Source organism: Kineosporia corallincola, from assembly GCF_018499875.1.
GTDB lineage: Bacteria > Actinomycetota > Actinomycetes > Actinomycetales > Kineosporiaceae > Kineosporia > Kineosporia corallincola.
Window position 1 is genome coordinate 127734 of sequence record NZ_JAHBAY010000006.1, and the last position, 15478, is coordinate 143211.

At 72.0% G+C, this 15478-nt stretch carries 12 protein-coding genes; 4 read left to right on the top strand and 8 right to left on the bottom strand.

What is annotated here, in order from left to right; all coding sequences use genetic code 11:
• Nucleotides 1–18 precede the first annotated feature (18 nt).
• Genes KIH74_RS15835 through KIH74_RS15850 form a run of 4 tightly spaced genes read right to left on the bottom strand, consistent with a single transcriptional unit; the run spans nucleotide 19 to nucleotide 3306 of the window.
• Nucleotides 19–993 carry a glucosyl-3-phosphoglycerate synthase gene (locus KIH74_RS15835; protein ID WP_214156706.1) on the bottom strand — a complete coding sequence of 325 codons (975 nt, stop codon included), beginning with the start codon at nucleotides 991–993 and terminating at the stop codon, nucleotides 19–21.
• A complete protein-coding gene (gene folP / locus KIH74_RS15840; protein ID WP_214156707.1) occupies nucleotides 994–1890 on the bottom strand; it encodes a dihydropteroate synthase in 897 nt (298 codons plus the stop codon). It abuts the gene before it with no gap.
• Nucleotides 1887–2480, bottom strand: coding sequence for an LOG family protein (locus KIH74_RS15845; protein ID WP_214156708.1), 594 nt, complete (start codon nucleotides 2478–2480; stop codon nucleotides 1887–1889). Before KIH74_RS15845 ends, folP begins: the two co-directional genes overlap by 4 nt.
• Before the next feature lie 10 nt (nucleotides 2481–2490).
• Nucleotides 2491–3306: an LOG family protein gene (locus KIH74_RS15850; RefSeq protein ID WP_214156709.1), complete on the bottom strand. Its 816-nt coding sequence runs from the start codon at nucleotides 3304–3306 to the stop codon at nucleotides 2491–2493.
• 178 nt (nucleotides 3307–3484) lie between these two features.
• On the opposite strand from KIH74_RS15850, the gene KIH74_RS15855 reads away from it, so the two are divergent.
• Entirely contained in the window at nucleotides 3485–7603 is a 4119-nt protein-coding gene (locus tag KIH74_RS15855; protein WP_214156710.1) for a GGDEF domain-containing protein, read from the top strand.
• Between the two features lie 1034 nt (nucleotides 7604–8637).
• The gene (locus KIH74_RS15860; RefSeq protein ID WP_214156711.1) at nucleotides 8638–9048 is read left to right on the top strand and encodes a hypothetical protein; all 411 of its coding nucleotides are present in this window, start codon (nucleotides 8638–8640) and stop codon (nucleotides 9046–9048) included.
• 8 nt (nucleotides 9049–9056) lie between these two features.
• Here the strand turns inward: KIH74_RS15860 and dapE are convergent, their stop codons facing one another.
• Nucleotides 9057–10136 (bottom strand): succinyl-diaminopimelate desuccinylase, encoded by a 1080-nt coding sequence (gene dapE, locus KIH74_RS15865; protein WP_214156712.1) that lies wholly within the window; start codon nucleotides 10134–10136, stop codon nucleotides 9057–9059.
• Nucleotides 10137–10276: 140 nt separating this feature from the next.
• On the opposite strand from dapE, the gene dapD reads away from it, so the two are divergent.
• Together dapD and KIH74_RS15875 are read left to right on the top strand one after the other, a co-directional pair.
• On the top strand, nucleotides 10277–11296 hold the full coding sequence (gene dapD / locus KIH74_RS15870; RefSeq protein WP_214156713.1) for a 2,3,4,5-tetrahydropyridine-2,6-dicarboxylate N-succinyltransferase: 1020 nt from the start codon (nucleotides 10277–10279) through the stop codon (nucleotides 11294–11296).
• A gap of 43 nt (nucleotides 11297–11339) precedes the next feature.
• Complete coding sequence (locus tag KIH74_RS15875) at nucleotides 11340–12452, top strand: hypothetical protein (protein WP_214156714.1); 1113 nt, start codon at nucleotides 11340–11342, stop codon at nucleotides 12450–12452.
• 100 nt (nucleotides 12453–12552) lie between these two features.
• Here the strand turns inward: KIH74_RS15875 and KIH74_RS15880 are convergent, their stop codons facing one another.
• The 3 genes from KIH74_RS15880 to fdxA form a co-directional block, all read right to left on the bottom strand.
• Nucleotides 12553–13848, bottom strand: coding sequence for a citrate synthase (locus tag KIH74_RS15880; RefSeq protein WP_214156715.1), 1296 nt, complete (start codon nucleotides 13846–13848; stop codon nucleotides 12553–12555).
• Nucleotides 13849–13915: 67 nt separating this feature from the next.
• Complete coding sequence (gene dapC, locus KIH74_RS15885; protein ID WP_214156716.1) at nucleotides 13916–15061, bottom strand: succinyldiaminopimelate transaminase; 1146 nt, start codon at nucleotides 15059–15061, stop codon at nucleotides 13916–13918.
• Nucleotides 15058–15381, bottom strand: coding sequence for a ferredoxin (fdxA, locus tag KIH74_RS15890; RefSeq protein WP_214156717.1), 324 nt, complete (start codon nucleotides 15379–15381; stop codon nucleotides 15058–15060). The genes dapC and fdxA overlap by 4 nt, the downstream gene beginning before the upstream one ends.
• Nucleotides 15382–15478: the final 97 nt, after the last annotated feature.

Here is a 15478-nt window from a genome sequence, read left to right on the forward strand (position 1 = left end):
AGTTCGGGATTTCCACAGCTAACTGCTGGTCAGGAACGTCTCCACCGGCCCTCGCCCGGCCCGCGCCACGTGCCGGGCCACCGGGTGCCAGCCGGAGCCGTCCGTCGTCCCCGGTTCGCCGCCGGAAGCCCCCTCGGCGAACTGCACCAGGTCGACCGGCAACGGCCCCGCGTCGACGCCGGCCCGGTCGAGCACCACGGCGAGGATCTCCGAGGCCATCACCCCGAGATCGGCGAGATCCCGGTTGCGGTGCTTGCGCACCCCCAGGTCCACCTGGCCGACGGCGTCCAGCCCGGCCAGCCGCAGAGTGTCCATCAGCAGCGCGATCTCGACGCCGTAGCCGCCGGCGAACGGCAGCCGGGTCAGCAGCTCGCGACGGGCCGCGTACTCGCCGCCCAGCGGCTGCACCACGCCGCTCAGCCGGGGCTCGAACCGGGCCAGCAGCGGGCGTGCCACCAGCTCGGTCACCCGGCCGCCACCGCTGCGCTGCTCGGTGTTCCCCAACCGCAGAGGACGTCGGTAGAAGCCCTTGACCAGCTGCACGCCGGGCTCGGTGAGCAGCGGGCCGAGCAGCCCCACCACCACCTCCGGCCCGACCTCCACCAGGTCGGCGTCGACGAACGCGATCAGGTCACCGGTGGTCGCCGCGAGCGAGCGCCACAGCACCTCGCCCTTGCCCGGCAACGGCTCCAGCCCCGGCAGCACCTGGTCCAGCGCCACCACCCGGGCACCCGCCCGCACGGCCCGCTCGGCGGTGCGGTCGGTGCAGCCGCCGTCCATCACCACGATCTCGTCCACCAGCGGCCCGGCGGCGCGGACCGCGGCGACCACCCCGGCGACGGTCTCCTCCTCGTTCAGGGCGGGCAGGACCACGCTGACCGTGCGGCCGGCCTTCAGCCCGGTCAGTTCTCCCGCGGTCCAGGGCACCGGCTGCCAGGTGCGCCGGGTGAACCAGTCCCGCACATCCGGGCGGAGCCCGGCGTCGTCCACCATTCAGGCCAGCCCTCGCACCGCACGCGCCGGGGGCCGTTCGCCCCGGATGCTCGCCACCATGTCGATCGCACGGCGGCTCGCGGCCACGTCGTGCACCCGGAACACCTTGGCGCCGCACCAGGCCGCCACGGCGGTGGCCGCGAGCGTCCCCTCCAGCCGGTCGTCCACCGGCAGGTCCAGGGTCTCGCCGACGAAGTCCTTGCGCGACAACGACATCAGCACCGGGTGCCCGAGCGCCACCAGCGCCTCGGTGCGGCGCAGCAGGGCCAGCCCGTGCCAGGTGTTCTTGCCGAAGTCGTGGGTCGGGTCGAGCAGCAGCGACTCCCCCGGCACCCCGGCGTCCGTCGCCGTCCTCGCACTGCCCATCAGGTGCGTGAGGACGTCGTCCACGATCGACTCGGCGCCGTTCCCGTAGCCCACCCGGTGCGGGCGTGTCCTCGGCACCGCACCACCGGTGTGCGAGAGCACCAGCCCGGCGCCCGCAGCGGCCGCGATCGCGGGGAGCTGCGGATCGTGCCCGGCCCAGGTGTCGTTGATCAGGTCGGCCCCGGCGGCGCAGGCCTGCCGGGCCACCTCGGCGCGCCAGGTGTCCACGCTGAGCAGCAGGCCCGGATGCGCGGAACGGATCCGGGCGATGAACGGCACCACCCGGCGCAGTTCCTCAGCGGTGTCCACCTCGGTGCCCGGACCGGCCTTCACCCCGCCGACGTCCACGATGTCGGCACCCTCGGCCTCGGCCCGGGCGACCGCCTCGGCCGCGGCGTCCTCGTCGTACATCCGGTTGCCCGCGTAGAACGAGTCGGGCGTGCGGTTGATCACCGCCATCACCACCGGCACGCCCGGCGCGAAGTCGCGGCCGCCGAGCCGGAGCCGGGCGGAGGGGGGCGGGACCGTCACGGGGCGGACTCCACCTGGTCGGTGACGGCGGGGGTGACGGCGACCTCGCCGAGCCCGTGGTCGATCCAGGCGAACGCCTCGTCGATGCTCGTGGCCCAGGTCAGCGACTCCACCGCGGCCTCGCTCAGGAAGCCCTGGTCGGTCAGCCGCTGCACCAGCACCCGCAACGGCTCGTAGAGCCCGGTCGGGTCGAGCACCACCACCGGCTTGGCGTGCATGCCCAGCGACGCGGCGGTCCAGACCTCGGTCAGTTCCTCCAGCGTGCCGATGCCGCCGGGCAGCGTGATGAACGCGTCGGCCAGCTCCTCCATGCGCCCCTTGCGGCTGCGCATGTCGTCGGTGACGATCAGCTCGTCCGAGGCGTGGTCGGCCACCTCGCGGTCCACCAGGAACTGCGGGATCACACCGATGGTGTGGCCCCCGCCGTCGCGCACGGCCTGGGCCACCGCACCCATCATCGAGATCGAGCCGCCGCCCGACACCAGGTCGTGCCCCCGCGCCGCGATCGCCCTCCCGACCCGCGCGGCGAGCTGGACGTAGGAGGGGTCGATCCGCAGGGACGACGCGCAGAAAACACAGATCCGGGCCACGGCGCCATTGTCACCCGAGGCCTGGACCGCCCGTGGCGGGGTCGTCGGCGGCGGCGTGTTCGGAGCGGGCGGCGGCCATCAGCCCGACCGCCTCGTCCACGTCGTCGGTGATCGTGAGCAGGTCGAGGTCGGCGGCCCGGATCATGCCCCGGGACAGCACCGGCCCGGCCAGCCAGTCCTTCAGCCCCTGCCAGTAGTCGGTCCCCAGCAGCACGATCGGGAACGACGTGACCTTGCGGGTCTGCACCAGCACCAGCGCCTCGAACAGCTCGTCGAAGGTGCCGAAACCGCCGGGCAGCACGATGAAGCCCTGGGCGTACTTGACGAACATGGTCTTGCGGGCGAAGAAGTAGCGGAAGTCCACGCCGAGGTTCACCCAGCGGTTCATGCCCTGTTCGAAGGGCAGCTCGATCCCCAGCCCGACCGACACCCCGCCGGCCTCGTGCGCGCCCTGGTTGGCGCCGGCCATCGCCCCCGGGCCACCCCCGGTGATCACCGCGAAACCGGCCTCCACCAGGCCCTTCCCGACCTGCTGGGCGAGCTTGTAGTCGGGCGCGGTGTCGGGCGTGCGGGCCGAGCCGAACACGCTGATCGCCGGGCCGAGCTCGGCGAGCGACCCGAAGCCCTCGACGAACTCCGCCTGGATGCGCATGACCCGCCAGGGATCGGTGTGCACCCAGTCGCTGGCGCCACGGCCGTCGAGCAGCCGCTGGTCGGTGGTGGACCCGGGCACCAGCTCCCCGCGCAGCGTGGTGGGTCCCGAGGTGTGCTCGTCCTTCGGCATCTGCGGGTCGTCGGGCCGGTCGTGGTCGGGTCGCGTGCTCATGGCGCCGACGCTAGCGCCAACGATGCGGGCGGCGAGGGCAGGTGACCCGCACGCAACCGGTCGTCGTCGTCACCGTTCGTCGCGCGGTTCGACCGGAAGGTGACGCCGCGCCCGCTCTCAGGAAATTCCGACCTGTGACACTCGAGCCCTGAGCTCAAACCCAGATAGTGTGCGGCACGTGCGCGGTCTGCCGGAGGAGTTGACCCGGGACGGCGTGTCTCCACTGGCGGACGTCGAGAAGCTCGTCGTCGAAGGCCGGTACGGGCGCGCTGATCTCGCCCTTCGGCGACTCGAGGCGCTGATCCCGAGCCTGGCCCAGACGGCCGACGACGAGACGTTGCTGCTCGCCCTGTACGGCCGGGCGGTGCTGCTGCGCAGGCTGGGCGGGGGGCACCAGACCGCCATCGCCGCCTGCGACGTGCTGGAACGCGCGGCGCACGAGCGCCAGGCCGGGCTGTGGGCCGCCATCGCCTGCGCCACCCGCGCGCAGTTCCGCGTCGACTCCGGCGACATCGGCGGCGCCACCTCCGACCTGGCCCGGGCCGACTCCGCACTGGCCGGCGACGACCTCACCGACGACGGCGGCTACCGGCTGCTGAACGGTCTGGCCGTGGTCTACGCCGGGCTGCGGTTGCAGGACCGCGCCGACGAGATGCGCACCCGCATCGACCACCACGTCTCCTCGCGTAGCACTCTCGACCAGGCCGAGCACTGGGCCACCTGGGCCACCGAACTCGCCGCCCGGGCGATGGAACCGCTGGCCGGCGGCGCGCAGGACCCGCAGCAAGAACTCATGAGCCGCGCGGTCGAGCTGGCCGCCAAGGTCGACGGGCTCCAGGACGACGCGGTGCCCGGCACCCTGCGCCGCGGCGCGAACGGCGTGCGTGCCCTGGCCGCCGCCTACCGCGGCCGGCCGTCCGAGGCGCTGCGCCTGCTCGGCCCCGACGCCTTCGGCAACGTCGGCGACCTGCCCGCCGCCGAGCGGCAGATCGTGTCGCTGGCCGCGATGCGCGCCCACGCCCTGGTCGGCTCGCTGGCCACCGCCCGCAGCCTCGACGACTCCGCGATCACGCCGCCGGCCACGCTGCCCAACCTGGTGCTCGAGGTCTGCCGCACCCGGGAACGGCTCTGGCTGGAGACCTACGCCAACGGTGAGGTCGTGCCGGTGCTGCACCGGATGACCGAGCTGCTGGTCCGGCTCGGCTGGCGCGGCATGGACCTGGTCGCCGACACCGCCCGTCAGGCGCTGGAGCACCAGGCCCTGCGCACCGAGAGCCGCACCGACGCCCTCACCGGGGTCGGCAACCGCCTCGCCCTCGACGAGGAGCTACGCCAGATTCTGCGGTTCGGGCCGCTGCCACTCGCCCTGATCCTGGTCGACGTCGACCACTTCAAAGAGATCAACGACCGCTTCACCCACGTCGTGGCCGACGAGGTGCTGCGCCGGGTCGCCGCCAGTCTGTCGCTCCAGCTGCGCACCGACGACCAGCTGCTGCGTTACAGCGGCGACGAGTTCGTCGTGCTGCTGCCCGGCACCGGCGACGAAGAGGCCAACGCGGTGGCCGAGCGCATGCGGGTCGCGGTCGACGCCCGCCCCTGGAACGAGCTGGCCGACGGCCTCGACGTGAGCATCATGACCGGTGTCGCGGCCGTCTGGTCGCTGTCCGGGCGGCGCCCCGACGCCGATGCCGAGAAGCTGTTCCGCCGCGCCGACGAGCGGTTGCAGGCGGCCAAGCGGGAGCGCCCGGAAGACCAGGAGAGCCGGTCCCACTTCACCGCGCCCACCAGTCGCTGGGACGACGACAACGCCGACGACGTGGCCGCGGTCTCGATGCCGCCCACGCCCAGCCGTGCGCTCGGTGCCGAGGTGATCGGGCCGCACAGCCGTCCCGGTTCGCGGCCCGCCCCGGCCCAGGGCCTGAACGGTGGCCGGCGCGCCACCGACCCGGAGTTCGACGCCGGCACCGACGAGGCACCCACCGGCGCGCGCGTCCCGGTCAACGGCGTGACTCCGAGCCTGCCGCCCGCCGGTGACCCGTCGCTCGCCGAGCTCGCCGACCACCAGCCTGTGGACGACGTGAGCCCCGGCACCGGTCACCACCGTCATGCCGGTGCGGCGTCGTCGTCCACGTCCCGTCCCGCCGGGGGCGACACCGCACGAGGGTCGGCCGGTCCCACACCGGCCGGCGGCACGCGGCGTTCCCGTCGCGCCGCCCGCGGGGCCGAGGCGGCCGCCGCGCTCAACGGTGTCGCGAGCAGCGCGATGAACGGGGTGTCGGCCGACGATCAGGCCGCGCGGGCGGCCAGGGCGGCGGCCGAGGAGGCGGCGCGGCAGGCCGCCGAGGCGCACGAGCGGGAGCAGGCCCGGGCCGAGGCCGAGCGGGAGACCGCGGAGCGGGCCGCCCGGGAACGCGTGGAGCGGGCCCGGATCGAGCGGGAGGCTCGCGAGCGCGCCGAGACGGAGCGTCGCGAGCAGGAGGAGCGCGAGCGGCAGGCCGAGGCCCGCCGCCTGGCCGAGCAGGCCGAGCGGGAGCGCCGTGAGGCCGAGGCCCGTGCCGAGGCGGAGCGCCGGGAGCGGGAGCGCCAGGAGGCGTTCGCCCGGGCCGAGGCTGAGCGGCTGGAACGTGAGCGGATCGAGGCGGAACGCCGCGAGGCCGAACGGCTGGAGCGCGAGCGGATCGAGACCGAGCGCCGTGAGCGCCTGGAGCGGGAACGCGTCGAGGCCGAGCGCCGGGAGCGGGAGCGCAAGGAACGCGAACGTATCGAGGCCCAGCGCCGTGAGCGTGAACGGCTGGAGCGGGAGCGCATCGAGCGAGAGCGTCTCGAGGCGGAACGCCTTGAGGCACAACGTGTCGAGGCAGCGCGTGTCGAGGCAGCGCGTCTTGAGGCCGAGCGGCTCGAGGCGGAGCGTCGCGAACGCGAACGCCAGGAGGCGGAGCGCCGCGAGCGGGAGCGCCTGGAGCGTGAGCGCATCGAGGCCGAGCGTCGCGAGCGCGAACGTGTGGAACGTGAGCGCAAGGAAGCCGAGGCCCGCGCCAAGGCCGAGGCGGAACGCATCGAACGGCTGGAGCGCGAGCGCAAGGAGGCCGAGGCCCGCGCCAAGGCTGAGGCCGAACGCATCGAGGCCGAACGCATCGAGGCGGAGCGGGTCGAGGCCGAGCGCGTCGCCGCGGAGAAGGCCGAGAAGGCCGAGAAGGAGCGCCTGGAGAAGGAGCGCAAGGAGGCCCTCGCCAAGGCGGAGGCCGAGCGGCTGGAACGTCAGCGCATCGAGCGCGAGCGCCGTATCCACGAGGCGCGCGAACGTGCCGCCGCGGCCCGCCGGGAACGCGAGACCCGCGAGCGGGCCGAGCGCGAGGAGGCCGAGAAGGCCGCCCGCGAGCAGGCCGCCCGTGAGGAGGCGGAGCGCCAGCGGCTCGAAGAAGTACGCCGGGCCGCCGAGGAGATCCGCCGCGAGGCCTACGAGCGAGCCGCCAAGCTGGCCGCGTCGGCATCCACGTCGACCGGTAGCTGGCCCACCGTGCAGGGCCCGAACACCGGCAGCTGGATGATGCCCGGCGCCGCGGCCGTCGAGTCGCCGACCACCCCGTCGGCACCGGCGCTGCCGAGCCGCGAGCAGACCGAGTCGGAACGCCGCTTCCAGGAGGCGGCGGCCAGCATCTACCGGCCCGACCCCAACCTGGGTCCGTCGACCGAGACCATCCGCGCCCTCAGCGACCCGCTGAACGACCCGCTGCCCGGCTCGTCGTCGGCCGCCTTCGGCGGTTCCGGCAGCCCGGGCAACTCCGTCAGCCCGGCCGGCTCCGGCCGCCCGGCTTCGAGCAGCGGCTACCCGGGCTACGGCTCCGGCTACCCGTCGCCGCCCGCTCCGAGCACCCCGCCCGCTCCGAGCACGCCGGTGTCCTCCGGCCCGTCGTCGTCCGGTTACTCCGGTGACGCGTTCGGCAGCTACCCGGGCGGTTCGTCGTCGTACACGTCGTCCTCCCCGGCTGCCCCGCCGTCCGGCTACCCCTCGCCGTACAGCAACACCCCCGACGAGCCGGAGACCCCGTGGCGCCCGGCCGCGGAGCAGCCCTGGGGCGGTGACCGGCCCGGCAGCTCGCCGACCGGTTACGCCGGTGCGCGCGGTTCCGGGGGTGCTTCCACCGGCTGGCCCGACGAAGACGAGATCGACGTGCGCGAGAAGCAGTCGGACCAGCTGCCCGGCACCGGCCGTCGCGATCCCCTGGGCCCGCCCACCTCGCGCCAGGCGATCATCGACCTCTCGGCCCGCCGCCGGCATCGCAGCTCTCAGGACTGACCCAAGACCGACCCGGCACTCACCTGGGAACGACCCAGGACCGACCCGGCACTCACCCGTACCGCCCTGCCGCATCAGGTCTTTCGCGCGCCATGGTGACGGTGAACGGTCACGCCCGGATCCTCGTGCGCCACTCCGCGGTCGGCGATTCAGCGCCCCAGCAGCCGCTCGCCGTAGCCGGGTTCACCGAGTCACCGGGTTCATCGGGCTTACCGGGTCGCCAGGTTCATTGGGGGCGCCAGGTTCACTGGGGGGCGCCGGGGTCGCCAGGTTCACGGGGTCCTCAGGCCCACCGAGTCACCAGCCCTACTGGGACGCCAGGCCCACCGGGACGCCAAGCTCACCGAGTCACCAGGCTCACCGGGACGCCGGGCTCACCGAGTCACCGGGGCCCACCGAGTCACCGGGGCCCACCGAGTCGCCGGGGCCCACCGAGTCACCGGGGCCCACCGAGTCGCCAGCCCCACGGGGACGCCAGGGCCACCGAGTCACCAGGCCCACGGGGCCACCAGGTCCACCAGGACGACGACCCGCGTACCCGACTGCCCGGCCGTGAACCTGCACCGGCCGTGACCCTGCACCGGCCGACCGCACGCTCACGGCAACCGCACCGCACCTTCCGGTTGCCCGCGCCCCGGCCGGGCAGCCGACTTCCTCCCCCGACCCGCCCGGAAGACCACCACACCCGCTCCCCCGGCCCCGGGCGTCCCTCATGCTCATCCGGATTCGCCTGTCCACTTGCCTCGGCGAACGCTCGATGCACTCTACAGGTGCGCAAAAGGGCATATTGCGCTCTAATCACTCTTTGATTAAGCCTATGCGTGAGCACGATGTGACGGTGCGGAACGAAGCGCGGAACGAAGCGGGGGACGCGATGCGGACGGTCGCGCGCACGGCGATGACAGTGGTGACGGTGACAGTGGTGTCCCCGCGTGGACTGGCCGACCCGCGGGCGCGTCGTGGTTGACGTGCGCATCCCTGCCACCCGGAGCAGTACGGAGTTCGGCGACGGCGACGGGCGGAATCGAGACCTGATGACAGAGCAGCAGACCAGCGGCAGCCGACTCGACACCTCCCAGCCCGACCGGTCAAAGGCATCGGCGCGCAACCAATCCCAGACCCCGCGCACACCCGTCAACCCCCACCCCCCGGTGCAGTGGACCGGGCGGCTGGAGTTCGACCTGACCGACAGCCGAGGGTGGCGGGTCGGCACGATCGAGGTGGTCGTGCGCATCGACACCGTGACCCTCTGGTACGGCAACCGCACGCTCGCGGTCATGCACCGGGAATCGTTCAAGCACTGGCTGATGCGGCCGGTGGTGCCGTTCGAGTTCGACGACGTGGTCTGGTACATGCAGGGCACCACCACCTGCCTGACCATCGACGGCGCCAACTCCTACGCAGTGCCCGACCCGATCGTCGACCACCTGTTCGCGGTGGCCTGAGCCGCGTCTCAGGCGAGCAGGTAGCGGCGCAGCGCGTCCAGGCAGGTGGTCAGATCGCTGACCGGGCACCGCTCGTCGTCCTTGTGCGCGAGTGACGGATCGCCCGGGCCGAAGTTCACGGCCGGCACGCCGAGCGTGGAGAACAGCGCCACGTCGGTCCAGCCGTACTTCGGGCCCGGGGTTCCGCCCACCGCCGCCACGAAACCGGCTGCCACCGGCGCGTTCAGGCCGGGGCGGGCGGCGGGCGAGGCATCGGTCACGGTGATCTCGAACCCGGCGAACAGATCGCGCAGATGCGCCTCGGCCTGCTCCAGCGTCTTGTCGGGGGCGAAGCGGTAGTTGACCAGCACGCTGCACCGGTCCGGGATCACGTTGCCGGCGATCCCGCCGGAGATCCCGACCGCGTTCAGCCCCTCCCGGTACACCAGGCCGTCCACCTCGATCTGCTGTGCCGCATACCGATTGAGGACGTCGAGAACCTGCCCGGCGTGGTGAATCGCGTTCGACCCCATCCACGACCGGGCGGAATGGGCGGCGGTGCCGGTGGTCGTCACCTCGATCCGCATCGTGCCCTGGCAGCCTCCCTCGACCACCGCCGAGGTCGGTTCGCCGAGCACCGCGAAGTCGGCCCGCAGGAGCTCGGGGCGGGTGCGGGAGAGGCGGCCCAGCCCGTTGCGGACGGCCTCGATCTCCTCGCAGTCGTAGAACACGTAGGTGACGTCGCGGGTCGGCTCGGGCACCCCGGCGGCCAGGGCCAGCGCGACCGCCACCCCACCCTTCATGTCGACCGTGCCCCGGCCGTGGATCACCCCGTCGACGGTGCGGGTGGGCAGGTTGCCGGCGATCGGCACGGTGTCGATGTGCCCGGCGAGCACCACCCGCTCGGCCCGGCCCAGGTGGGTACGGGCGATCACGCAGTGCCCGTCGCGGATCACCTCGAGGTGCGGGTAGCCGCGCAGCGCGGCCTCGATCGCGTCGGCGATGACCTGCTCGTCACCGCTGACCGAGGGGATGTCGCACAGCGCCCGGGTGAGATCGGCGATGTCTCCGGTCAGGTCGAGCCGAACCGGGGCAGCCGCGTCAGTCATGCCCGTGACCCTACCCACCCAGCCCTACCCCAAGCCCCTCCCACCCGGGAAGACGCCCCCAGCACGGCAAAACGTGAGGTCGGATGCAGTGATCATGCCGCGGTCCGGAGCGGACAGGCACCGCCCTTAGGATGCTGGGCATGACCGAGGCAAGTTCCACGTCCCCCGTTACCCCGTCCTCTTCCCGCCTGGCCTGGGGTTATGGCCTGGCCAGCAGCACCGAGGCCGGGGTCGTGCTGGACACCTGGTTCCCGGCGCCGCAGCTCGGCGAGGCACCGGAAGACAGCCCCTACGCCGTCCCCGCCGACCTGGCCTCGCTGGAGGGCACCGACCCGCACCGCAAGGTCCGGCTGCACGTGGTGCGCACGGTCATCGACCTGGACGCCGAGCCGAAGGACACCCCGGACGCCTACCTGCGTCTGCACCTGCTCTCGCACCGCCTGGTCAAACCCAACACGATCAACCTGACCGGCATCTTCGGCGCGCTGCCGAACGTGGTGTGGACCAACCACGGCCCCTGCCCGGCCGACGACTTCGAGGCCACCCGCCTGCGCATCCGGGCCGGCGGCGGCCCGGGCACCCGGGTCGAGGTGACCGGCGTGGACAAGTTCCCGCGGATGACCGACTACGTGCTGCCCACCGGTGTGCGCATCGCCGACGCCAGCCGCGTGCGCCTGGGCGCCCACCTGGCCGAGGGCACCACCGTGATGCACGAGGGCTTCGTCAACTTCAACGCCGGCACGGTCGGCCACTCGATGGTCGAGGGCCGGATCTCGCAGGGCGTCGTGGTCGGTGAGGGCTCCGACATCGGCGGCGGCGCGTCGATCATGGGCACGCTCTCCGGCGGCGGCAAGGAGGTCGTCTCGATCGGCGAGCGCTGCCTGCTGGGCGCGAACGCCGGCCTGGGCATCAGCCTGGGCGACGACAGCATCGTCGAGGCGGGGCTCTACCTGACGGCCGGCACCAAGGTGCTGCTGCTGACCGACCCGAAGACCGGCGCCCGCGCGGAGAACCCGCAGCTGATCAAGGCCCGTGAGCTGTCCGGCGCCACCGGCGTGCTGTTCCGCCGCAACTCGGTCACCGGCGCCGTCGAGGCCCTGGCCCGCACCGGCGGCTCGTTCTCGTTCGAGCTGAACGCCGCGCTGCACGCCAACGCCTGAAACACGTCACGGCAAGGGAGTTCCACCTCCGGGGAGGAAGGGCATGACCGACATCGACCCCACCCGTCCCGTTCCCTCCGGCGGCCCGAGAGCCGGCACACCGCGGCAGGAACGGCCCGGCAACCGGTACGGCCGCACCCAGCCGATGCGGGCGGGGCGGCCGGGCGGCACCGAAAAGCCCTACGACGAACAGCCCTACGAAGACCAGCCCCACGACCGTGAACCGGGTAACCAGATGGGCCGCACGCGTAAGACCAGGAAGCGCAACCCCTTCCGCGGCCTCCTGGTCGCGCTCACGGTGATCCTGGTGACCGCCGGGATCGCCGTGGGCGGGGCCTGGTTCTGGTTGCAGGGGGCGGTCGGCCCGGTGACGATCCGCGAGATCTGCACCGGCGAGTTCACCGACGGCTCCAGCCACACCCTGGAGACCGACCAGGCGAACAACGCGGCGATCATCACCGCGGTCGCCGAGAAGCGCGACTTCCCGGTGCGGGCGGCCACGATCGCCGTGGCCACCGCCATCCAGGAGTCCAAGCTGCGCAACATCACCTACGGCGACCGTGACTCCGTGGGCCTGTTCCAGCAGCGTCCCTCGCAGGGCTGGGGCACCAAGGAAGAGCTGCTCGACCCGATCTACGCCACCAACGCGTTCTACGACGAGCTGGAGAAGATCGGCGATCTCGACGAGCTGACCATCACCGAGGCCGCGCAGAAGGTGCAGCGTTCCGCCTACCCGGAGGCCTACGCCGACCACGAGCCGGAGGCCCGCATGGTGGTCTCCCCGCTGGCCGGCTACTCCCCCGGCGGCTGGAACTGCATCCTGCGGGAAGACGACGAGCTGACCGCCGAGACCCCGGGCGACAACGGCCTCACCACCCGCGCCGAGAGTGTGAAGGCGGCGGCGAAAGAGGAACTGGGCCGGAACAAGTCGACCGTCGACGCGGCCGGCACCGGGCTGACCTTCTCGGTCCCGGCCGACACCGACGACCGGTACGCCTGGGCCATGGCGTCCTGGGCCCTGGGCCGGGCCGACGAGCTCGGGGTGCGTCAGGTGGCTCTGGCCGGGCACCGCTGGGACCGCGCCACGTCCAGCGACGGCTGGGTGGCGGTGGACACCGGGCTGAGCGCGCGCGAGGTCGAGATCACGGTGTACTGAGGGCCGAAGGCCGCGCGTGGAGCGGTCTTTCGTCGTCCACCAACAAGAAGCCCGGTGATCGGACCCAACGATCACCGGGCTTCTTCGGTGGAACTGACGCTCAGCGCTCGCCGAGGTCCAGGTAGGGGCGCTCGGTGGCGCCGATGTAGACCTGGCGCGGACGCCCGATCTTGGTCTGCTTGTCGTCGGTCATCTCGCGCCACTGCGCGATCCAGCCGGGCAGACGGCCGAGGGCGAACAGCACCGTGAACATCTTGGTCGGGAAACCCATCGCCTTGTAGATGAGGCCCGTGTAGAAGTCCACGTTCGGGTACAGCTTGCGCTCGATGAAATAGTCGTCGTTGAGCGCGATCTCCTCGAGCCGCAGGGCGATCTCGAGCAGCGGGTCGTCGACGCCGAGCCCGCGCAGGATGTCGTCGGCGGTCTTCTTGATGATCGCCGCGCGGGGGTCGTAGTTCTTGTACACGCGGTGGCCGAAGCCCATCAGCCGGACGCCGCCCTCGCGGTTCTTCACCTTGTTCATGAAGGTGTCGGGGCCGTCGGGAGAACGCTGGATCTCTTCCAGCATCTCCAGCACCGCCGAGTTCGCGCCGCCGTGCAGCGGACCGGAGAGCGCGTGGATGCCGGCCGAGACCGAGGCGAACAGGTTGGCCTGGCCGGAGCCGACCAGCCGGACCGTGGACGTCGAACAGTTCTGCTCGTGGTCTGCGTGCAGAATGAACAGCAGGTCAAGGGCTTTCGCCAGAACCGGGTCGACGTCGTAGGGCTCGGCCGGGAACCCGAAGGTCATCCGCAGGAAGTTCTCCACCAGGCCCTGCGAGTTGTCCGGGTAGAGCAGCGGCTGACCGACCGACCGCTTGTAGGCGTAGGCCGCGATCGTGGGCAGCTTGGCGAGCAGACGCGTGGTGGCCAGCTCGACCTGGTCGTGGTCGCGGATGCTGAGGCTGTCCGGGTAGAACGTGCCCAGTGCCGAGACCGCCGCCGACAGCACCGGCATCGGGTGCGCGTCGCGGGGGAAACCGTCGAAGAAGTTCTTGAAGTCCTCGTGCAGCAGGGTGTGCCGCTGAATCCGGGTGGTGAAGTCTTCCAGCTGGGCCGCCGTCGGCAGCTCGCCGTAGATCAGCAGGTAACTGACCTCGATGAACGAGGACTTCTCCGCCAGCTCGGCGATCGGATAACCGCGGTAGCGCAGGATTCCCGCGTCGCCGTCGATGTACGTGATCGCGGAGGTGCAGGACGCCGTGTTGGTGAAACCCGGGTCCAAGGTGACGTAACCGGTCGTGGAGAGGAGGGAGGCGACACTGAAACCGGATCCACCTTCGGTGGCCCGGGTCACTCCCAGGTCGAGTTCGCCGCCTGGGTAGTTCAGGGTGATCTGATCAGATCCGTCGGACATGAAGACGCTCCCACGCTGGTGTCTGGGTCCAGGGTCTATCGACCGGGTGTCTCGGGGACACACGGCCTTAACGCAAGTTACCCCCCGTTGAACCGGGTGAGCCATCCGGACCAGCTGTGCGGCGGGCGAGCTTCGCCACGGACTCGTCACTGACGGTCAGAGCCACGCGCACGTGCCGGGCGCCCGAAGGGCCGTAGAAGTCCCCGGGTGTGACCAGCACCCCACGCGCGGCGAGGTCCGAGACGGTGTCCCAGCAGGGTTCGTCACGGGTGGCCCAGAAGTAGAGTCCGGCTTCCGAGTGATCGATCTTGAAGCCCTCGGCGACCAGCCACTCACGCATGAGTTCACGCCGCCGGGCGTACCGCTCCCGCTGCTGCGCGACGTGCTCGTCGTCGCCGAGCGCCACCCGCAGGGCCTCCTGCACCGGCCACGGGACGATCATCCCGGCATGCTTGCGGATCTCCAGAATGCGGCGCACCAGAACGGGATCCCCGGCCACGAAGGCCGCGCGGTAGCCCGCCAGGTTGGACTGCTTGCTGGTGGAGTAGACCGCGAGCAGGCCCTCGTGCGAGCCGCCGCAGACCTCGGGGTCGAGGATGCTCGGCACCTCGACGCCGTCCCAGCCGAGTTCGGCGTAGCACTCGTCGCTGGCCACGACCGCACCGATCGAGCGGGCCCATTCGACGGTCTTGCGCAGGTGCTCGACCCCGAGCACCTTTCCGGTCGGGTTGCCCGGCGAGTTCAGCCAGACCAGCTTCACCGTTCCGGCGGCCGGGCCGACCTGGAGCGTGCCGTCGGCGGCCAGCGGGGTGGCGCCGGCCAGCCGCGCACCCACGTCGTACGTGGGATATGCCACTTGGGGATGCATCACCACATCGCCCGGGCCGAGCCCCAGAAGGGTGGGCAGCCAGGCGACGAGTTCTTTGGACCCGACCGTCGGCAGCACACCGTCCGGGTCGAGCGCGGGCACACCGCGACGGCGCGCGAACCAGGCCGCGACGGCCTCACGCAACGCGGGCGTGCCGTAGGTCTGGGGGTAGCCGGGAGCGTCCGCGGCGGCGGCGAGCGCCCGCTGGATCAGCTCCGGCGTCGGGTCGACCGGGGTGCCGACGGACAGGTCGACGATCCCGTCCGGGTGCTGCCCGGCCCGCGCCTTGTAGGGCGCGAGCTTGTCCCACGGGAAGTCGGGCAGCACCAGGCGGGACGCCGTCATTCCCCGGCCTGCGGCGGCAGGGCGGAGATGAAGGCGTGGTCCTTGTTGATGAGGCCCATCTTGGAGGCGCCACCGGGCGAGCCGAGGTCGCCGAAGAACTCGACGTTGGCCTTGTAGTAGTCACCCCACTGGTCCGGCACGTCGTCCTCGTAGAAGATGGCCTCCACCGGGCAGACCGGCTCGCAGGCGCCGCAGTCCACGCACTCGTCGGGGTGGATGTACAGCATCCGCTCACCCTCGTAGATGCAGTCGACCGGGCACTCCTCGATGCAGGCCTTGTCCTTCACATCCACGCAAGGCTGCGCGATGACGTACGTCACGTCGGGTCCTCCAGGTATGGCGGCCCTGGTCGCTCTCCAGGGCGGATAGGTACCGGGCCGTCAGCGGGATCACATCAGGGCCCGGCCTAGTATCGCT